The 19,036-nt window shown below is 67.7% G+C and carries 16 protein-coding genes; 2 read left to right on the top strand and 14 right to left on the bottom strand.

The window, feature by feature from the left end; translation table 11 throughout:
- Window positions 1-132 precede the first annotated feature (132 nt).
- From AC0VYP_RS01440 to rfbA, 6 genes are all read right to left on the bottom strand, one after another.
- Window positions 133-1,044 (bottom strand): DUF4429 domain-containing protein, encoded by a 912-nt coding sequence (locus tag AC0VYP_RS01440; protein ID WP_475472134.1) that lies wholly within the window; start codon window positions 1,042-1,044, stop codon window positions 133-135.
- Window positions 1,045-1,173: 129 nt separating this feature from the next.
- The gene (locus AC0VYP_RS01435; RefSeq protein WP_285761578.1) at window positions 1,174-2,007 is read right to left on the bottom strand and encodes an SAM-dependent methyltransferase; all 834 of its coding nucleotides are present in this window, start codon (window positions 2,005-2,007) and stop codon (window positions 1,174-1,176) included.
- Window positions 2,008-3,519: an aromatic amino acid ammonia-lyase gene (locus AC0VYP_RS01430; protein WP_285761579.1), complete on the bottom strand. Its 1,512-nt coding sequence runs from the start codon at window positions 3,517-3,519 to the stop codon at window positions 2,008-2,010.
- Window positions 3,516-4,634, bottom strand: a complete 1,119-nt coding sequence (locus tag AC0VYP_RS01425; protein ID WP_475472133.1) for an AMP-binding protein — start codon at window positions 4,632-4,634, stop codon at window positions 3,516-3,518. The genes AC0VYP_RS01430 and AC0VYP_RS01425 overlap by 4 nt, the downstream gene beginning before the upstream one ends.
- Window positions 4,635-4,885: 251 nt before the next feature.
- On the bottom strand, window positions 4,886-5,878 hold the full coding sequence (rfbB, locus tag AC0VYP_RS01420; RefSeq protein ID WP_475472132.1) for a dTDP-glucose 4,6-dehydratase: 993 nt from the start codon (window positions 5,876-5,878) through the stop codon (window positions 4,886-4,888).
- Between the two features lie 12 nt (window positions 5,879-5,890).
- The gene (gene rfbA, locus AC0VYP_RS01415; protein ID WP_475472131.1) at window positions 5,891-6,772 is read right to left on the bottom strand and encodes a glucose-1-phosphate thymidylyltransferase RfbA; all 882 of its coding nucleotides are present in this window, start codon (window positions 6,770-6,772) and stop codon (window positions 5,891-5,893) included.
- A 273-nt stretch (window positions 6,773-7,045) separates the two neighbouring features.
- On the opposite strand from rfbA, the gene AC0VYP_RS01410 reads away from it, so the two are divergent.
- On the top strand, window positions 7,046-8,326 hold the full coding sequence (locus AC0VYP_RS01410) for a nucleotide disphospho-sugar-binding domain-containing protein (RefSeq protein ID WP_285761583.1): 1,281 nt from the start codon (window positions 7,046-7,048) through the stop codon (window positions 8,324-8,326).
- Window positions 8,327-8,359: 33 nt separating this feature from the next.
- Here AC0VYP_RS01410 and AC0VYP_RS01405 read toward each other — a convergent pair whose 3' ends face one another.
- The 4 genes from AC0VYP_RS01405 to AC0VYP_RS01390 all read right to left on the bottom strand — a co-directional run bounded on the left by AC0VYP_RS01405 (window position 8,360) and on the right by AC0VYP_RS01390 (window position 11,497).
- On the bottom strand, window positions 8,360-9,607 hold the full coding sequence (locus AC0VYP_RS01405; RefSeq protein ID WP_475472130.1) for an activator-dependent family glycosyltransferase: 1,248 nt from the start codon (window positions 9,605-9,607) through the stop codon (window positions 8,360-8,362).
- Window positions 9,608-9,668: 61 nt separating this feature from the next.
- Entirely contained in the window at window positions 9,669-10,667 is a 999-nt protein-coding gene (locus AC0VYP_RS01400; protein ID WP_475472129.1) for an ATP-binding cassette domain-containing protein, read from the bottom strand.
- A 75-nt stretch (window positions 10,668-10,742) separates the two neighbouring features.
- Window positions 10,743-11,309 (bottom strand): GNAT family protein, encoded by a 567-nt coding sequence (locus AC0VYP_RS01395; protein ID WP_285761586.1) that lies wholly within the window; start codon window positions 11,307-11,309, stop codon window positions 10,743-10,745.
- Between the two features lie 86 nt (window positions 11,310-11,395).
- Complete coding sequence (locus tag AC0VYP_RS01390) at window positions 11,396-11,497, bottom strand: SapB/AmfS family lantipeptide (protein WP_285761587.1); 102 nt, start codon at window positions 11,495-11,497, stop codon at window positions 11,396-11,398.
- Between the two features lie 803 nt (window positions 11,498-12,300).
- Here AC0VYP_RS01390 and rfbH point away from each other — a divergent pair.
- Window positions 12,301-13,617 (top strand): lipopolysaccharide biosynthesis protein RfbH, encoded by a 1,317-nt coding sequence (gene rfbH / locus AC0VYP_RS01385; protein ID WP_285761588.1) that lies wholly within the window; start codon window positions 12,301-12,303, stop codon window positions 13,615-13,617.
- Window positions 13,618-14,125: 508 nt separating this feature from the next.
- On the opposite strand, the gene AC0VYP_RS01380 is transcribed toward rfbH, so the two are convergent.
- The 4 genes from AC0VYP_RS01380 to AC0VYP_RS01365 all read right to left on the bottom strand — a co-directional run bounded on the left by AC0VYP_RS01380 (window position 14,126) and on the right by AC0VYP_RS01365 (window position 19,000).
- Window positions 14,126-14,986, bottom strand: coding sequence for an alpha/beta fold hydrolase (locus AC0VYP_RS01380; RefSeq protein WP_285761589.1), 861 nt, complete (start codon window positions 14,984-14,986; stop codon window positions 14,126-14,128).
- A gap of 18 nt (window positions 14,987-15,004) precedes the next feature.
- The gene (locus tag AC0VYP_RS01375; protein ID WP_285761590.1) at window positions 15,005-15,691 is read right to left on the bottom strand and encodes a TetR/AcrR family transcriptional regulator; all 687 of its coding nucleotides are present in this window, start codon (window positions 15,689-15,691) and stop codon (window positions 15,005-15,007) included.
- A gap of 102 nt (window positions 15,692-15,793) precedes the next feature.
- Entirely contained in the window at window positions 15,794-16,660 is an 867-nt protein-coding gene (gene ddaH / locus AC0VYP_RS01370; RefSeq protein WP_475472128.1) for a dimethylargininase, read from the bottom strand.
- Between the two features lie 234 nt (window positions 16,661-16,894).
- On the bottom strand, window positions 16,895-19,000 hold the full coding sequence (locus AC0VYP_RS01365; protein ID WP_475472127.1) for a catalase: 2,106 nt from the start codon (window positions 18,998-19,000) through the stop codon (window positions 16,895-16,897).
- Window positions 19,001-19,036 lie beyond the last annotated feature (36 nt).

Raw genomic sequence — 19,036 nt, 5'->3', positions numbered from 1 at the left:
ACGGTACCGGCCGGACGCTTCGGCCGGGCACACGGCGAGGAACGCTTCGCCGTGGAGCATTGCGTCGGGGACGACGACGCCGTTGCAGGGTGGCCCCGAAGGTCTGCTCCTGCGGGGCGTTCGGCGGACGGCTCAGAGCCGGTCGAGCAGCTCGGCCTTCTTGGCGGCGAACTCGTCGTCGGTGAGGAAACCGTCGGCGTGCAGGCGGCCCAGTCGCTCGATCTGCGCGTAGACAGCGTCCTCCTCGTCACCGTCACCGGTTCCGGGCTCCCCCGCGGGAAGGGCCTCCGGCCCGGCCCCCAACTGGCGGGCCGGTTGGGCCGTTCCGGCCCAGATGTAGGCGGTGATGGTGGCCGCCATCAGCAGTGTCGCCGCTCCCTCCCGCCCTTCCTCGCACAACAGGCAGGAGAAGTCGTGCTTGGGCTTGACCGCTTCCTTGGCCGCGGAACCGTGCTCGACCACGCGCAGGTACCCGTATTCCCACCCGTCGGAGGGCACCCATTCGGCTGCGGCCACGCGGGAGAGGGGGAACTCGCGCCGTTGTTCCTTGCGCTTGCGCGTCGTGGCCGCGGAACCGGACCACACCAGCCGCACCGACGCACCGTCGAAGGTGGCGGTTCCCTCCTCCGTCGTGATGTGCAGCGGCAGCTTGGGAACGAGGCGGGTGGCCACCTGAGCGGGGTCCGTAGCCGTTGCGTCGTCGAGGGCGTTCTCGATCGCGAAGGTGATCTGGTCGGAGTAGTACTCGGCCAACAGCTCGGTCTTCGCCGGACCGGTCAGCCGGAAGGGCTGGGCCTTCTCGTTCAGCATCGCGCCCGCAGTGGCGTAGGGGTCGGCGTGCTCCCGCAGGTGCAGCTGAAGGACCCACCCCTTCTTCTTCCCGGCTCCTGGCCGAAAATCCACCGAGGCGATGGCCGCGATCGGCACCTCGCACTGGCCGAGCTTCTTCAACAGGGGGTCTTTGAACCACCCGGTGGCGTAGCGGATGGCGATCGACTCACTGCCAAAACGCCAGACGGCCTGTTTCCCGCGCAATTCATCCATCGGCGCCATTCTAGAGGGCCACGGGGCGACGGACCGGTCCGTTCGCCGCTTCCCCGCACACCGGACCGGCCGGCGCAGCGTCGCCGCACGCCGACCGGCAGCAGTTTCAGGGCCGGACAGACCCTCCGCTCATCTGGCCCATTCCGGCCGTCGGGCCACGAGGAAGGTCTCCGACGGGGCGACCGGGCGAAGCAGGAGAAGGACGAAACCGAGCGTGCCGCGGAGGTTGTGCAGCCAGCTCTCCCGATAGTCCGATGTGTAGCGCAGGATCCGGGTCCGGGCGGCCGGGTCCTGCTCGTTGAAGCCCCAGTCAACGAGACCTCGGACGCACGCCCAGAGGAAGTTGTCCCACTCCTCGGCCGTGCTCACCTGGGCGTGGACGGGCATCCATCCCGCCGCGGTGACCTGTTCGAGCACACCGTTTAGGTCGGTGTGGGGGTCCTCGTCGAGGCTGAGCGCGGCGAGGGTCTGCTCGTTCGGGGGGCGGTGCCAGAAGCTCTCCCCCAACAGGACGTAGCCGTTGGGGAGCACCTGGGCGCGGAGGTGCTTCAAGGTGCCGTCCAGGCCGCCGAAGACCTCGGTGAGTCCCACACACATCACGAGGTCGCTGGGGTCCTGGGGCGTGAACGCGCGGGCGTTGACGGCGTGTCCGCTGAACCGGTCGGCCAGACCGCGGCGTTCGGCCTCCCGGGTGGCCCGGGCGATGTGCGCCGCGGAGAGGTCCACCCCGACGCACGAGGAGCCGGGGTGCAACTCCAGTGCGCGCAGCGACCAGGCGCCAAGACCGCAACCGATGTCGAGCACGGTCGCGTCGGACTTGAGCTCGACCATGCGCAGCAGTCGGTCGATGGTGGCCCCGGACACGGGGCCCACCACCGGATGGTCGTCACCCAACCGGTTCCAGATGGCCTCATTGTCGATCCCGGTGTAGTCCATGGCCTGCGTCCTCTCGGGGGAACCCACTCATCGCTCCTGGTCTTCGTCGGTGCCGTCAACCCATCGCCGCGCGGCTGCGGCGATCGCGTCGCGGGCCGCGCGCACCTCTGCCGCCAGGGGCCGGTCCCGGTCCAGCGGTGGGCTGATCTCGGCGAGCTCGGCCCAGAGGCTGTCGGGCTCGGCCTCCTGGCCGACCAGTGCGGCGTACTGGGCGAGGCCCACCCCGAGCGATCCGATGACGAGCCAGGCGTGCCCGAGCGCCTCGGCCACGGCGTTGGCACCGTTGAGCGCCATCGGGACGTGGTCCTGGTTTCCGTTGTTGCAGGGCAGGGAGGTCAGAGAGGCCGGCACGACCAACTGCCTGATCCGGGAGACGAAAGACGTCGCGCTCACCTGCACACCGGCGAGTCCGCTGCCGGCTCCGGGCCGTGGGGTGAGCATCGGGGGCAGCCCACCGTTGGTCTCGGAAGCGCACAGCAGCGCGAGCTGCCGGTCGGCCAGGTAGGCCACCTGTTGGAGGCACAGGCCCAACTGGTCGGAGCACAGACCGACCGGCATGGCATGGAAGTTGCCGCCGTGCAGGACCTCTCCCTCGTAACAGACGGGGTTGTCCGTGGTCCCGCCGGCCTCACGGACAAGGATCTCCTCTTCCGCGTCCAACCGGTCCTGCACCGCTCCGAGGACCTGGGGGGCGCACCGGAGGCTGTAGGGCTCCTGAAGCGGACGCCCCGGGCCCCGCTCGGCCCCTTCGGGAAACTGCGACCTGATCCACCGGGCCACCCGTATCTGACCGTGTTGGCCTCTGACCTCGCCGATGCCGTGGTGGTAGGCCTGCGGATCCGCTCCCAGCAGGCGCGCCATCCTGCCGGTCAGGAGGGCGGACGCGCGCACCAGACGGGAGAGTTGCCGGTGGTTGTCGATGGTGAGTGCCAGCGAGACCCCGGTGCCGTTGACGAAGGCCAGCGCCTCGCGTGCAGACCACTCGACCGGCTCGGCGCCGACCGCTTCCAGTGCGCGCTCGGCGGGCAGGCAGACCCAGGCGCCCGCGTCGTCGCGCACCCACGCCTCCCCGCTTCCGCTGAAGGCGAGCGCGGCACTGGCCAGGGGCTGGAGGTCGCCGCTCGCGCTGACCGTCCCGTCCCGGGGGATCGCCGGGGTGAAACCGCTGTTCCACAACTTGGCGAGAAGCGACCAGAACTCCGGGGAGACCGCCGAGTGGCCCAGTCGCATCCCGGACAGGCGCAACCACACCACCAGGCGACACACGTCGGGGGGCAGGGGACTGCCCTGGGCCGTCGCCAGATGGGCGATGAGCCCGCTGCCCTGTTCCTGGGCCGATTCGGCTGCGGGGAAGGCGACCAGCGGCCCGAATCCGTTCGTGACCCCGTAGACCGGCTTCCCGTCCGCGAGCGTCTTGGCCAGGGTGGTCATCCCGCCGCGCATCCGAGCGGCGTCCTCCTCTTCGCACTCCGCGAGTTCAGCGTCCCAATCCGCAGCTCGCGCGATCGCGGCGAGATTTCGCCGGGTACCCGTCGTCACGTTTGCACTCCCGTGTTCGAGATCGGTTGCATCTGCACCCGCCGGAGTTTGCCCGTCTCGGAGCGGTCGATCCGGTTGACGGGAACCACCTTGCGGGGACGGCATTCCAGTTCCGCCAGGGCGGCGGCCAGGTCGAGATCGGCTCCGGTACGGCCGCCGCCGGGAACGATCAGCAGGTCGAAGTGCTCGCCGATGAGGGGGTCGGTCACCGGCGTGCAGGCCAGGTCCGCACAGGACACCGAGGACCGCAGCCGTTCCTCGATGAGTTCGAGGTCGATCCTGCGTCCATTGACGTTGACGAGCCGGCCGCGCCGACCGGCGAAACCGAATCTGCGTGCGTCGATGATCCGCACCCGGTCGTCCATCTCCCAGGAATCCGGTGCGCGGCCGTCCGGAAAGCGAGCCAGCCGTGGACTGCGTACAGTTAGCGGAACTTCACCCTCGGTTGTACTCTCGGGGCGGGGCAGCGCGAACTCGACGTCCGGGCACAGCTCCCAGGGCGGGTTCCCGCCGCTCCACCTGCGGGTGGCGATGGCACCGGTCTCCGTGGAGCCGAACAGTTCCAGCAGCGAGGCGGTTTCGGGGAACTTCGCAAGCAGGTCGGCGGCGGTGGCGGGGAGCACGGACGTGCTGTGGACAACGCTGACCCGTTCGAGAGAACGAACCCAGGAGGCTCGCTGAAGCAGAATCCGAAAGGTCCAGGGGATGGCCATGACGGCCCAGCGCCGGTGCGGTTGCGGCGGCATGGCGGCGAACTGCGGGCGGTACCAAACAGGAAGCCCGAGCTTCGCGGGGACGAGGAGGCTGACGAGTGCCCCGTAGAGATGCCGGGGCGGAGCGAACGACAGGACCGCCTCGGGTCGGTCGGGTCCGATCATGGCCGCCAGGAGCGACGCTTCCGCCCACAGTTGCTCGCGACTGCGCCGCCAGCGTCGGCGTTCTCCGGTGGTCCCCGACGTGAAGAAGTCCAGTACCGGCGGGAACCGTTTCATGACGAAGTCCTCGACCGGTTCGTCCAGTTCGTCCCAGCGCACCGTCCAGGGGCGTTCGGTGAACTCGGGCGCCTGGAAGTCGCCGGCCAACAAGTCCGCCGGCGAGAGTCGGTCGTACGTCACGCGACCGACCTCCGATGCGCACGGCCCTTCGCGCACAATCGCGGAACCACCGTCTCCCCTCGGTCGAGGCAGGTCATGGACTCTCCTTTGTCATATCCGTCGTGCAGTGGTGCCGAGGCGAAAAGCGCAGGCACGGGAGGGGCCACACCCTTCACCGGCCCGCCCGGCGGGAGGACGCCGCACCCGCCGAGGTGTCCCGCCAGCGGGACGGTCCCGGATGCGGCCCGGAAGCGATCCCCTGCCGTTCGGCCTCAAGCCGAGGTGGAACCCACCCGCTTCTTCAGCGGTTCCCACCAGCTCCGGTTGTCCACGTACCAGCGCACGGTGTCGGCCAACCCCTGCCGGAAGGGCACCTGGTCCCGGTAGCCCAACTCGGTGCGGATCCTCGTGTGGTCGAGGGAGTAGCGGTGGTCGTGTCCCTTGCGGTCCTCGACGAAGCGCACCATCGACCAGTCGTGCCCCAGCTCCTTTAGGACCAGTGCCGTCACCTGCTCGTTGGTCATCTCCACGGCGCTGCCGATGTTGTAGATCCGCCCCGGGTCACCGTGTTGCGCGACCAGGGCGATACCGGCGCAGTGGTCGTTGACGTGCACCCACTCGCGCACGTTGCTGCCGTCCCCGTAAAGGGGGACCGTCTCGCCGTCCAGGAGGTTCGTGACGAAGAGCGGGATCAGCTTCTCGGGGAACTGGTAGGGCCCGTAGTTGTTGCAGCACCGGGTGATGCACACCGCGAGACCGTGCGTCTTGTAGAAGGCACGGGCGATGAGATCGGCCGCGCCCTTCGTTGCCGCGTAGGGGGAGTTGGGCTCCAGCAGGCCCTGCTCGTCCCAGGACTCCGACGTGATCGTCCCGTAGACCTCGTCGGTCAACACGAGGACGAATTTGTTGACCTTCGCCCTCAACGCGCTGTCGAGAAGGGCGAACGTCCCGTTCACATTGCTGCGCAGGAACTCCGAACCGTCAGCGATGGAGCGGTTGACATGCGTCTCGGCCGCGAAGTGGACGACGAGCGAGACACCGGCCATCACCTCGTCGAGCAGAGCGGTGTCACAGATGTCCCCGGAGACGAATCTGAGCCGGGGGTCCTCCATTACGCGTTCCAGGCTCCCCAATGTTCCGGCGTAGGTCAGCTTGTCCAGGACCACGACCTCGGAGGCGTCCACCCCCGGATACGCGCCCGCGAGAACGCGTCGGACGAAATTCGATCCGACAAACCCAGCGCCGCCAGTGACCAGCATTCTCATGTGCTCTCACCTCTACCGTGTGCCATTCGAGCGCCGAGCCTTTTCCATCACGTATCGACCGTACGGCGAGTCCTTCATCTCTTCTCCCAACCTGTGACACGCCTCCGCGTCGATGAATCCCATACGCAACGCGATCTCTTCGAGGCAGGCGATGCGCTCGCCTTGTCCCTTCAGCACCGAGTGGACATAGCAGGCGGACTCGAAGAGGGACTCCTCCGTTCCCGCGTCGAACCACGCGACACTGTCTTCCAGCGTCACGAAACGCGCCCTTTCCTGGGCAAGGTAAGCCCGGTTGACATCGGTGATCTCAAGTTCGCCGCGCGCCGACGGACGAACCTCCTTGGCCACCTCGACCACATCGGCGCCGTAGAAATAGAGCCCCGTCACCGCGTAGTCGGAATCGGGGCGTTCCGGTTTTTCCTCGATCGAGATCAACCTCCCGGACCGGTCGAACCCCCCGACCCCGTAGCGGCACGGATCAAAGACCTTGTGTCCGAAGAGGACGCATCCGTCCACCGTGCGTGCGGCCTCCTGGACGGCTTCCTCGAATCCGGGGCCGTGGAACAGGTTGTCGCCCAGTACCAGCGCACTGGGTCGGCCGTCGATATGACGTTCGCCGATGAGCAGAGCCTCCGCGATTCCTCGCGGCTCTTTTTGCTCCCGGTAACCGATATCGAGACCGAGCCGCTTTCCGTCTCCGAACACCCGTTGCAGAGGGGAAATCGATTCGGGGGCGGAGATCACCAGAATTTCACGGATTCCAGCGAGCATGAGAACCGCGATCGGATAGTAGATCATCGGCTTGTCGTAGATGGGAAACAACTGCTTAGACGCCGCACTCGTACTCGGCCGGAGACGGCTCCCGTTTCCTCCCGCCAGAACAATACCCTTCACAGAAACTCCTGGTCGGACAGAGCGGTGGGTTTCACCGAACCGTACACGGGGTCTCTCGGGTTTTGTCCAGACTCGGCACCGTTCCTGCACGATGGTATGTTCACCGAGCCAGGGAGCTATACGCCCCCACCCCTTCCCGACCCACGCGAAAAACCTGGACCGGCAGCCCGAACTCCCCAAGTTAAAGGCGGCAACAACGCCGACGGCACTCAATGGCCGACCTTTTCATTGCGGATGACTTTCTCCGAACGCGTACCAGGAAAAGGAAATACCGTGCGCATCCTCATAGCGACATACGCAGACAGGTCCTACTTCTTCAGCATGGTGCCACTGGCATGGGCGCTGCGGGCCGCGGGTCACGAGGTGCGAGTGGCCAGCCAGCCGGAGCTGACCGACGCGGCCGCAAGCACCGGCCTGACCGTACTCCCGGTCGGCGAGGACCACATGTCCAGGAAACTGCTGCACTCGCCGGCGACCCAGCAGTACCAGGACTACCAGGAATCCGCCTTCAACCTGGCCGAGGACCGGCCGGAGGAGCTGACGTGGGACCGCCTCAAGAAGGCGCAACTCCGGTTCGTCGTCTGGTGGTGGAAGGTGATCAACGAACCGATGCTGAAAGAACTCGTGGCCTTCTGTCGGGAGTGGCGGCCGGATCTGGTGATCTGGGAGCCGATGACCTTCGCCGGGGCAGTGGCCGCCGAGGCGTGCGGTGCCGCCCACGCCCGCTTCCTGTGGAGCTACGACCTGGTCGGCCAGAATCGCCGGAACTACCTGGAGGCGATGGCGGAGCAGCCCGCGCACGAGCATGCCGACCCGCTGCGCGAATGGCTCACCTCCCGCGCCGAGCGCTACGACGTCCCCTTCTCCGAGGACCTGATCAGAGGGCAGTTCTCGATCGGCCCCATTCCCGCCTCCCTCAGGGCCGGGGAGCCCGTGGTCGAGGAGAAGGTGGGCGTGCGCCATGTCCCCTACGAGGGGGCAACCGTCCTGCCCGGATGGCTGCGCACCCCACTCGAGCAGCGACGCGTGCTCGTGGACTGGCGGGCGCTGCGGGCCGGTGACCCCGAACGCAGCGAGGCGGTCCTGCGGGAGGTGCTGGCCGGCGCGATCGGCCTGGACGCGGAAGTGCTGCTGGTCCTTCCGCCGGCGGACCGGGAGACACTCCCCCCCTTCCCCGACCGTGTGCGCGTCATCGAAGAGGGCATCTCCCACATCGTGCTTCCCACGTGCTCCGCGGTGGTCCACCCCGGAGGGTTCGACACGTACTGCACGTCCTTGCTGCACGGGGTGCCGCAGGTGATCGTCCCCGAGCCGGACCTGTTCGACGCGACGCCACTGGCGAGTGCCCTGGCCGACGCCTCCGCGGGCAGCGTGCTCCCCTGGGCGGGGTGCACCGCCGGGGGCGTCCGGGAGCGGCTGGACGAGGTGCTCGGTTCCGCGGAGATAGCCGCGGGCGTCCGCCGACTCCAGCAGGAGGTACTGGCCATGCCCACACCGGACCTTCTCGTGGCGGAACTGGAACGCCTCACCGTCAAGCACCGGAAAGAGGACTGAGCCGACCGCGGGCCCCCGCTCCGGGGCGAGACTTCAGCCGGTGAGGTCGTGGAGGAGGGGGACGAGGTCGGCGGGGGCGGGCATGTCCTGCATTTCCCGGCGCAGGCGGTCGGCCGACCGGGCGAACCCCGGCTCCCCGAGCAGCCGTCGTACCCGCTCCCCCACCGTCTCCCCCGTGGCGTCGGCGGAGTCCAGCGCGAACCCCGCGCCTGCCCGCTCCACCTCCCGGGCCAACAGCGGAGCGTCGAACAACCGGTCCCTTGGGGCGATGACCTGGGGAACCCCGTGGGTGAGCGAGGTGAACACGGTACCCGGCCCGCCCTGGTCAACCATGGCGTGGCAGGTGGGGGTGAGTGCGTGGAGGGGGGCGTAGTTGACGAGGCGGGTGTTGGGGGGGATGGGTCCGAGGGTGTGGTGGTGGGCGGTGGGGATGGTGGCGATGATTTCGGCGTCGAGGTCGGCGAGTCCGTTGAGGATGTCGGTGACGGAGACGGTGTAGCCGCCGAAGCGTTCGGAGGCGCTGGTGCCCAGGGTGAGGCAGATGCGGGGTCGGTGGGGTGGGGTGCGCAGCCAGTGGGGGACGACGGCGCGCCCGTTGTAGGGGACGTAGCGCATCGGCAGGTACCTGGCGTCGGACAACGGATCGATCCGCAGCGAGGGAGGAACCTGGTCGATGGTGGCCTGGCCGTGGACGAGTTCTTCGTCGTAGTCGAGGCCGTAGCGTGCGGCGAGGGCGGTGAGCCAGGCGGCTAGGGGGTCTTCTTGCTGGTCGGGGGGCTGCTCGTCCATCCGCCGCAGGAACAACCCCCGCATCCGGGAGAACAGGTCGAGGCTCCAGAGGAAGCGGACGTGGGCGGCCCCGCAGGCCCTGGCCGCGATCGCCCCCGCGAACGTCGTGGGCTCCCAGATCACCAGGTCCGGGCGCCACTGGCGGCACAACGCCACCAGGTCGCCCAGCATCGGCTCGTTGACCATGCGCCACCACCAGGTCACCATCTGGCGATAGCCATCCCTCATGTAATCCCAGGTGAGAACCTCGTCGCGGTCTTCACCCATGTCGAAGACCGCGGTCCGGCCGCCGGCCGCGCGTTTGACCATCCTCGGAAAAGAGTGGTTGCGGCCCACGGGCACGAAGGGCAGTCCGGCACCGGTGACCACACCTTCGAGTTCGGGCTGACTGGCCACCCGCACCTCGTGCCCGGCCGCCCGCAACGCCCACGCCACGGGAACCATCCCCAGAAAATGCGTCCGCTCGGCCTGGGCCGCGATCACCACGCGCACGAATCCCCACCTCTCCCGCACCTGCGCACCGCTTCCCCCGGCGGCTGCGCCCGGCACACGATCATCGCGCGACTGCGCGGGCTTCCCGGCTGTGTTCCGCCTGCGCCTCGGCCGCACGGATCGTGCTGCCGGTGTACTCCAGGAAGACGTCGTCGAGGGACGGCGGCGTCACCCTGATGGAGCGGACCGGGAACTTCAGGTCGGCGAACAGGCGCGGAACGAATTCCTCGCCCTCGGCGACCGTGAAGACGACGTTCTCCCCCTCGATCTGCGGAGCGATCCCGAACCGGTCCAGCAGCACCGCACCGAGGGCGTCGGCCTCGGCCGAGACCATCTCCACCCGGTCCTTGCCGACGCTCTCCTTGAGCGCCCGGGGGCTGTCCAGCACCGCGATGGAGCCTTCGTCGATGATGGCGATCCGCTGACAGTTCTCGGCTTCCTCCAGGTAATGCGTCGTCATGAAAACGGTCACGCCGTCGCGCTCGTTGATCTCGCGGATGCCTTCCCAGATGGCCTGTCTGGTCTGCGGGTCGAGACCGATCGTCGGCTCGTCGAGGAAGAGCACGCGGGGCGAGTGGAGCAGGCCGCGGGCGATCTCCAGGCGTCGGCGCAGGCCACCGGAATAGGTCCCCACGATCCGGTCCTTGTGGCTGCCCAGGCCGACGGTCTCGATCGCGCGGTCGATCCGCTCCTCCACCAGGTGCTTGGGAACGGCGTAGATCTCGGCGTGGAACCGGAGGTTCTGCCGTCCGGTCAGGTAGCGGTCGAGGGTCTGCTCCTGGAAGACCAGCCCGATGGTGCGGCGGACCTCCTGGCGTTGGTGCACGACGTCGTAACCCCCGACGGAAGCGGATCCGCCCGTCGGAGTGAGGAGGGTGCACAGCATCTTGATGACCGTGGACTTGCCCGCACCGTTGGGGCCGAGAAAACCGAAGATCTCGCCCGGCTCGACCTCGAAGTTGACGCCCTTGACCGCCTCGACCTCGTCGTAGCGCTTGTGGAGGCCGCGCGCGGACACGGCAGGGGCGGCGTTTCCTCCGGGCACACCCGAGTGGGTCACCGGGCCAACCTCCTCAAGAGTCGGGCAACAGCTCCGGCCTCCGGCCGTTTATCGACGTGACCGGCCGTTGCGTGGTCAGGACGCGGGCGGACCCGCGGCGAGCGTCCGGACGAACTCAACACCTGCCGTCTCCCACTGCTCCCGGTAGACGGCGAAGACGTTCGCCGTCCTCAACTGGTCGCCGTCCTTCACGTACTCGGGGAACACGACCTCTTTGACGGCGTCGATCGGGGTGCCGTCCAGCGCGGCGATCGAGTCGTCGAGCGTCCAGAAGTAGATCTTCCTGATGTTCCACATCGAGAACGCGTAGTTGGCGGTCAGCGCGGTCGCGGCGGTCGCGGCTCCCGGCCCGCCGCGGGACGGGTCGAGCGCCACGCTGCACTTCACGTAACCGCTGTGCGGGCTGAGTTCGTGCAACGAGGTGTAGCCGACGATCCTCCCCGACTCCGGGTGCACGATCTCGAACTGGGCGCAGACCTGCTGGTGCGGACCGTTGGGCCAGAGCGACATGGACGTGAAGGCGTCGCGGCTGGGGAGCTTCTCCAACCCCAGACCGGTCAGTTCCTCGAAAACGGCGCTACCGGTACGGGTCTGAGCGGCGGTGAGCCGGATCCCGAGCGCTTCGGTGTGCGGAATTATCACGTCTGGAAACCCTCGACTACGAAATATTGACTGGCACCAAAGGAGTCGGCGTGCGCCGCGCAACCGCGGCGCACGCCGGTGACCGATCAACCGCAGTTGAAGTAACTGGCCCCACTGTTGGCCAGAAAAACCTGGTCGGACTCGATTTCCAACTCCTGAAGGGAGAGGATGTCGGAAAGCGTCATCATGCCACCTCTTTCTCAATCACTAGGACGCCGCGAAAATCGCCCGCACCCCAGGGTCCGGGCCAATAATCGAAGGCGAAAGGATAAGTTAGGAGCACGCCACGCTATCGGAAGCAGACCCCTTGAGAAACCGAAGAAAGCAGAACTGCCCTTTCAGCTGCCATCAAAAGTAGGCCAATGCGTCCGAACGCGCAAGAATAGGCACCCGAAACGAAATTGGCCCTCCTCCCGACGGGTCCCGCCGGCGGGACACCCGGTCCGTCCCCGCGGCCGGTGGACCACACGTTGCCCCTGATGTCCCCACGCCTCCCCACCAGCGGCTCCGACGCCTGGAGGCCCTTCGTCCCCGCCCGCGCACTACCGCCGGTGACCTGCCCCGAACGGCTCACCCCCGGCACCATCCGACCTTCCCGCACACCAGTGGGCCGGCGCCGGTGTCCCCCTATTCTTGGCCACGGCACAGTCGCGTCCGGCACGATCGACGATCGTCGTGCGCACCGCCCATCCGTCCGTCTCACGTCCCCGGCATGTCCTGCGGAGGCACGCCGGAAAAGAAAGACCGGGCACCGGGGCGGGAGACACCGATCCGCCCCGAGCGCCGGGACGGCGCGGGGCCGGGAGAGCGACGGGAGACCGCTTCGCGCCGTGGCTCTCGCGGCCAGGAAGCGGGACGACGGCCCCGATGACGCCTGGCCCCGGCGGGCACCTGGTGCCGGCCTTTGACACTCTTCGGCGGGGGAGACAGCGCACAGACGGTCCTCTTCCGGGCTGACGGACCGATTCGGCAGGGAAGGATATGGATGGTGATGAGCGATCAGGCCGCGCGGATCCTCGACGAGGTCCGCGCCTACCACCGGGAGACCCAGCAGGAACAGGAGTTCATTCCGGGTGTCACCGAGATCTGGTCATCCGGCGCGGTTCTCGACGAAGAGGACCGGGTGTCTCTGGTCGAGGCCGCCCTGGAGATGCGGATCGCAGCGGGCAGGAACTCGCGCAAATTCGAGTCCATCTTCGCCCGCAGGCTGAACCGGCGCAAAGCCCACCTGACCAACTCCGGTTCGTCGGCGAACCTGCTCTCCCTGTCGGCGCTGACGTCGCACCTGTTGGAAGAACGCCGGCTCCGGCCCGGCGACGAAGTGATCACGGTCGCCGCGGGGTTCCCCACCACCGTCAACCCGATCCTGCAGAACGGGCTGATCCCGGTATTCGTGGACGTCGAGCTGCGGACCTACAACACCACCGCCGATCGGGTGGCTCAAGCGATCGGTCCGCGCACCCGGGCGATCATGATCGCGCACGCGTTGGGCAACCCGTTCGAGGCCACCGAAATCGCCCAGTTGGCCGAGGACAACGACCTGTTCCTGATCGAGGACAACTGCGACGCCGTGGGCTCCACCTACGACGGGCGACTGACGGGTTCCTTCGGCGACCTGTCAACGGTGAGCTTCTATCCGGCCCATCACCTCACCATGGGCGAAGGCGGCTGCGTGCTCACCTCGAACCTGGTTCTGGCCCGGATCGTGGAGTCGATGCGCGACTGGGGGCGGGACTGCTGGTGCGAACCCGGGGAGAGCAACACCTGCCACAAGCGGTTCGCCTACCAGCTGGGCACGCTGCCGGCCGGGTACGACCACAAGTACACCTTCTCCCACGTGGGCTACAACCTGAAGGGAACCGATCTTCAGGCGGCTCTCGGTCTGAGCCAACTCACCAAACTCGACGGGTTCTCCGCGGCCCGGCGTCGCAACTGGCGCCGGCTGCGCGAGGGTCTCGACGGCCTGCCGTGGCTGCTGCTTCCCGAGGCGACACCGCGCGGCGATCCGAGCTGGTTCGGTTTCGTTATGACTGTTTCGCCAGCAGCACCGTTCAGCAGAGCGGAACTGGTCGAGTTCCTGGAGAACCGAAAGATCGGTACCCGCCTGCTGTTTGCCGGGAATCTGACACGGCACCCCGCGTACATCGACCGCCCTCACCGCGTGGCCGACGACCTGACCAACAGTGACCTGATCACGGAGCAGACGTTCTGGACCGGTGTCTATCCGGGACTCACCGACGAGATGCTCGACTACGTCATCTCCTCCATCACCGAGTTCGTGAAGACACGCGGGGGCTCTGGCCATTGAACACGACCGGCACGGCCTGGAAAATGATTCCCCGAGCGGTTAACAGTCAACTTCCCCAGCGGGATAAATACGGCCGGAGAACAACCCGACTTCCATTTTCGCCGCGTGGCGGGTAATTTCTGTTCACGCTGTCCGGTTAACTCGGGACAGCGACTCGCACACTGGACTATCAGATTTCGAGTAGACCTGAGGAGGTGATTATTTCATGGCACTCTCGGACGTCCTGCTTCTCCAGGGAATGGAGATCGAGACGGCGGGCAACGATGTCCCCCTTCTCGGAAGTGGTTTGAGCATTACCGGCTGCACCGTACTGCAGGCCGCATAGTCCGCGATTATGCGGTCACATTGGGTTCGGACCCGTGATGATCCGTGGCACTGCTTTTCGCGGTTCGAATAGCAGGGCCGCGGGGAATGAGCGGCGAAGCGGACCCACAGGTGGGGAGCGGGGCCTCGCGGACGACCGCGAGGCCCCGTTGCGTATGCGGCCCCTGCCGCGTACGGCTGTGCCCTAGAGAAAGGCGCGCAGTGCGGCGTGGAACTCCTCCGGGCGGTCCCGGGGGAGCAGGTGGCCGGCATCCGGGACGCGCAGAAGATCCGCGCCGGGAATGAGCCGGGCCGTCTCCTCGACGGCGCTCAGCGGAACGACGGAGTCCCGGTCACCGCGCACCACCAGCGTCGGACAGGCGATGTGCCTGAGCAGTGGGCGCAGGTCGGTGCGCATTCGGCGCCACCCGTACGAGGAGATCTGCCAGTCGTCCATGACCAGTTCTCCGGCCTCGCGTTTGCTCCGCATCTCCTGCTCGGCAAGTGCGACGATCTCGGCGAAGTCGGGATGGTCCGCGCCTTCGACCAGGGCGGCTCGAAGCGAGACGCGGATCAGGGCAGGACTGTGGGCGAACAGCGCCGTGGTGAGCCGGAGCAGGCCGGGCGTGCGCAGATAGAGGTACGTCGAGCCCTGTGCCACCCGTCTGCCTTCCATCCCGCCGGGGGCGACGAGGACCAGGCGTTCGACGCGGTCGGGGTTGCGAGCCGCGAACCCCGCGGCGATACCGCCGCCGAGGGAGAGCCCCACCAGCCTGGCGCTCGCCAGGCCGCAGTGGTCCATCAGCTCGGCCACCGCCTCTTCCAGACCGGCCTGGCCGGTGGGGCCGTGCCAGGGACGGCTCCCGCCGTGGCGCGGCCAGTCCAGGGCAAACACCCGGTATCCGTCCTGGAGGGCCGGGATGGCAGCCCCCCAGACGAGCGGGGCGGTGTCGAGCATGGCGCCGTGCAGCAGGATCACAGCGGGGCCGGTGTTCCCGGCCCGGTAGTAGCGGAGCGGCCCGTGGGCGGTCGTGATGGTGTGTGCGGTCGCGCTTGTCAAAGGCATGGCTGGGGCCTCCTGGAGCTACCCGGTGGGTTCGGGGGACTGGGTGCCGTCCCCGGAGAGAGGGGTGGCGATGAAATCGGTGAAAGCGCGCCGGCCCTCGGTCGGATCGGCGTCGGCGTCGCCCTCGAAGCCTCCGGCCAGCAGTGCGGCAACGGCGTCCAGCGTCGATTCCAACGGAGGCGCCGCCTCGCTGCCGACGGTGGATTCGATGCTGATCAGACCGGTGGAGATGATGGCGAGGACGTGCGCGACGGACTGCGCGTCGAGGTCGGTGCGGATCAGTCCGGCTTCCTGCATGCGAACGACGAACGCGACTGCCCATCGCTGCCGGGGCGCATAGCGCTCGGGGCCGTACCCGCGCACGAGGTCACCGAGGGTCTGGCTGTCAGCGGTGTAGAGCGCCCGCATGAGGGGGTCCGCGGCGAGGGCTTCCAGTGCATGCCGGTAGATCGCCGAAAGCCTGCCGCCCTGGGGGTCGGCCGTGACCGCCTCGGTGGTCGTCCGGGCCAACCGGTGGGTCTGGCGGAGCAGCAATGCCTCAAGGACCGCTTCCTTGCTGGCGAACTCCTGGTAGACGGCGCCCTTGGCGATCCCGGCGGTGCGCGCGATGTCGCTGACGCTGGTCTTGTCGTAGCCGTAGCGGGCGATCAGTCCCGCTGCCGCATCCAGGATCCGCCCGGCCCGTTCGATCCCTGCCCGCACCATATTGACTCCATGACCAATTTAGTTTTTCTGGTCACAGACTAGCGCACTGTTCGTCGGACCGTCCACGCCTCGACCGGGAACGAGGCGTGGACACTCCCGTGATCAGCGGGAAAGGGGCTCGCGCACTTCCAGGGTGCAGCACTTGGGACCGCCGCCCGCCTTGGCGAGCTCGCTGGTGTCCACGAGGACGGGGTGGTATCCCCGCTCGCGCAGGTCGGCGACGAGGCCGCCGGCCTGGACCGGCAGGACGACGTTGCGACCGTCGCCGACGGCGTTGAGTCCCAGGACCGCGGCGTCTTCCTCCCCGACGGCCAGCGCATCGGGGAACAGACCGGTCAGTGCCGCACGCCCCTCAGGGGTGAACGCCCCGGGGAAGTAGGCGATGTCGGGCCGGTCCGAGGCGCGACCGTCGTCCAGGACCGCGATCGCCGTGTCCAGGTGGTAGAACCGCGGGTCCACCAGTTGGAGCGAGACCACGGGACGCCCGAACAGCTCCTGGACCTCCCGGTGCGCGGCGGGCTCGGTCCGAAAGCCGGTGCCCGCGAGAATGCAGCGCTCGGTGACCAGGAAGTCGCCCTCCCCCTCGTTCACGGCACTCGCCTGCACGGCCCTGGCCACCCCGCCGGCCAGCCAAGCGCGATGCGCGAGGGTCTCGGGTGCACGCTCGGGGTGTCGAAAACGCGCCTCGTAGGCGACCCCGTCCACGATGGTCGCACCGTTGGCGGTGAACACCATGTCGGGCAGGCCGGACAGTGGCTCCAGGAGACTGACCCGGTGCCCCAACCCCAGGTAGGCGTCGCGCAGCCCGTTCCACTGCGCGGCGGCGAGCCCCCGGTTGACCGGGATTCCCGGGTCCATCCAGGCGTTGATCGCGTATTGGACGTCGAAGTAGTCGGGCGGGCACATGACGTAGTGGCGGGCGACGGCGATGCGGTCGGGCGTCTCGACCAGCAGGGACGTTGGGCTCATGAGAGAAAACATAGAATCCGCCGCCAACGCTGAACAATAGCGATATTAAGCGTCTGACCAGCGTTTTCATGCAATTAATCAACCCAAGCAGCTTGTTCATTGCGCCCATTCGCCCGCATCGCCCCGGAGAAGCGCACCGGTGCCGCGGGACGGGCGCGACCACCGGCGTCCCCGGTGAATCGCCCGCCCCCGGCGAACGCGGACGCGGCCGTAGCCGCACGGGATCGTCCCTGTTCAGGCGGGCACGGATGCCACGTCGCGATCCCAGACCCGATGGGCGGCGACCAGTCGGGCGAATGCCTCGTGCAGTTCGCTGCCGTCCCCGCCCCGGCAAGTGACCACCCCCTGATCGACGACGACACCGTCGCCGTCGGCTGCCGTACGCAATCCGGGCAGTGGGAGCCTGCCCAACAGGTCGCCCCCCTCGTCGAGGGCGGCCACCGGTTTGGCGTGCTTGAACGCCTCGGTCACGAAGAACAGGGCGCCGCCGTCGTCGCCGAGTGTGGCGACGCTGTCGGCCCCGCCCGCCACGAGCACCGCGTCGTAAAGGACCGAAGCGACGGTACTCATGGCACGGTCCACGACCAGGGACGAACCATTGGACGCTCTGACCTGCCCGTCAACAGGTGCGAGCAGTTCCACCACGGCCCCACGCGCAGTCATGGCGTCGCGGAAGGCCGCGACCGCGTCGCCGCCCACCCCGTCGGCGACCAGCACGGCGATCTGGCGGCCGACCACGGTCTCGGTTGCCTGGCCGGCCTGGCTGAGCGCGGGTGAGCGGCGACCATGGTTGGTCACCTGGGCCGTGGCCGGCGGGGCGACACCGATTCCCGCCGCCACCTGAACGGCGAGTCCGTGGTCAACGCGGTTGAGGTTCTCCACGACACGCTCACGGACCCGGAGATCCTCGCATTTGCCGAGTTCGAAGCGGAACGCCGCCACCACGTGCGCGCGCTCCCAGTCGGCCAGGCTGTTGTAGAAGAGGGTCGCCTGCGAGTAGTGGTCCTGGAAACTGTCGCTGCGCTTGCGGATCTTCACCCCGTTGACCCGCTCCTGGTAATGGCGGTAGGCGTTCGCGTCGGCAAGCGCCGGGCATCCGCCACCCAATGAATTGGGGTGGTAGCTGGTGTGCCCCCGGTGCACCCGTTGCTGCCCGAATCCGTCCCGCTGGTTGTTGCTGACCTCGTTCACAGGGCGGTTGACCGGGATCTGTTGGAAGTTGGGACCGCCGAGCCTGGTGAGCTGGGTGTCGAGATAGGAGAAGTTGCGGGCCTGGAGCAGCGGGTCGTTGGTGAAGTCGATCCCCGGAACCACATTGGCGGTGTGGAAGGCGATCTGCTCGGTCTCCGCGAAATAATTGTCGGGATTGCGGTTGAGCACCATCCTGCCGACCGGAGTGACCGCGACCTCCTCCTCGGGCAGGAGTTTGGTGGCGTCGAGCAGGTCGAAGTCGAACTTGTGCTCGTCGCTCTCGGGGACGAGTTGGACGCCGAGCTCGTATTCGGGATAGCGGCCCTGCGCGATCGCGTCCCACAGATCGCGCCGGTTGAAGTCGGGATCCTTGCCCTGGATCTTCTGCGCCTCGTCCCAGACCAGCGAGTGCGTGCCCAGCACCGGCCTCCAATGGAACTTCACGAAGGTGCCTTCCCCCCGGTCGTTCACCAGGCGGAAGGTGTGCACCCCGAACCCCTGCATCGTGCGGTAGCTGCGAGGGATGGAGCGGTCCGACATCATCCACATCATCATGTGCATGGTCTCGGGTTGCAGGCCCACGAAGTCCCACAGGGTGTCGTGCGCGGACTGGGCCTGCGGGATCTCGTTGTGCGGCTCCGGCTTGACCGCGTGCACGAAGTCGGGGAACTTGATGCCGTCCTGGATGAAGAACACCGGGATGTTGTTGCCGACCAGGTCGTAATTGCCCTCTTGGGTGTAGAACTTCGTCGCGAATCCGCGCACGTCGCGTACGGTGTCGGCCGAACCGCGGGATCCCGCGACCGTGGAGAACCGGACGAACACCGGCGTCCGCACGGCCGGATCGCTGAGGAAGTGCGCCCTGGTGTGGCGGGAGAGGGACGCGTAGGGCTGGAAGTAGCCGTAGGCGCCGGCCCCGCGCGCGTGGACGACCCGCTCCGGGATCCGCTCGTGGTCGAAACGGGTCATCTTCTCCCGGAAGTGGAAGTCCTCCAGGAGCGTGGGCCCCCGCTCCCCCACGCCGAGCGAGTTGTCGGTGTCGTCGATCAACACCCCGTTGTCGGTGGTGAGGTCACCGCGCGAGTCGGTGCGTACCCCGTCGAGCTGGCGGTCCTTGGCGTCGGTGTCGTGGTCACGGAATTCGGTCATGGAGCGGCCTCATTTCGGTATCGTCGTGCCGATTGC

The sequence above is a fragment of the Nocardiopsis sp. iso_186 genome, from assembly GCF_056173365.1.
This window is presented reverse-complemented; position numbering and strand designations above follow the sequence as displayed.

What these genes read in the sequence shown, in the direction of transcription:
- AC0VYP_RS01440 (WP_475472134.1), bottom strand. Translation starts at nt 1,044, where the DNA reads ATGGATGAATTGCGCGGGAAACAGGCCGTCTGGCGTTTTGGCAGTGAG.
- rfbB (WP_475472132.1), bottom strand. Translation starts at nt 5,878, where the DNA reads ATGAGAATGCTGGTCACTGGCGGCGCTGGGTTTGTCGGATCGAATTTC.
- AC0VYP_RS01390 (WP_285761587.1), bottom strand. Translation starts at nt 11,497, where the DNA reads ATGATGACGCTTTCCGACATCCTCTCCCTTCAGGAGTTGGAAATCGAG.
- rfbH (WP_285761588.1), top strand. Translation starts at nt 12,301, where the DNA reads ATGAGCGATCAGGCCGCGCGGATCCTCGACGAGGTCCGCGCCTACCAC.
- AC0VYP_RS01380 (WP_285761589.1), bottom strand. Translation starts at nt 14,986, where the DNA reads ATGCCTTTGACAAGCGCGACCGCACACACCATCACGACCGCCCACGGG.
- AC0VYP_RS01375 (WP_285761590.1), bottom strand. Translation starts at nt 15,691, where the DNA reads ATGGTGCGGGCAGGGATCGAACGGGCCGGGCGGATCCTGGATGCGGCA.
- ddaH (WP_475472128.1), bottom strand. Translation starts at nt 16,660, where the DNA reads ATGAGCCCAACGTCCCTGCTGGTCGAGACGCCCGACCGCATCGCCGTC.
- AC0VYP_RS01365 (WP_475472127.1), bottom strand. Translation starts at nt 19,000, where the DNA reads ATGACCGAATTCCGTGACCACGACACCGACGCCAAGGACCGCCAGCTC.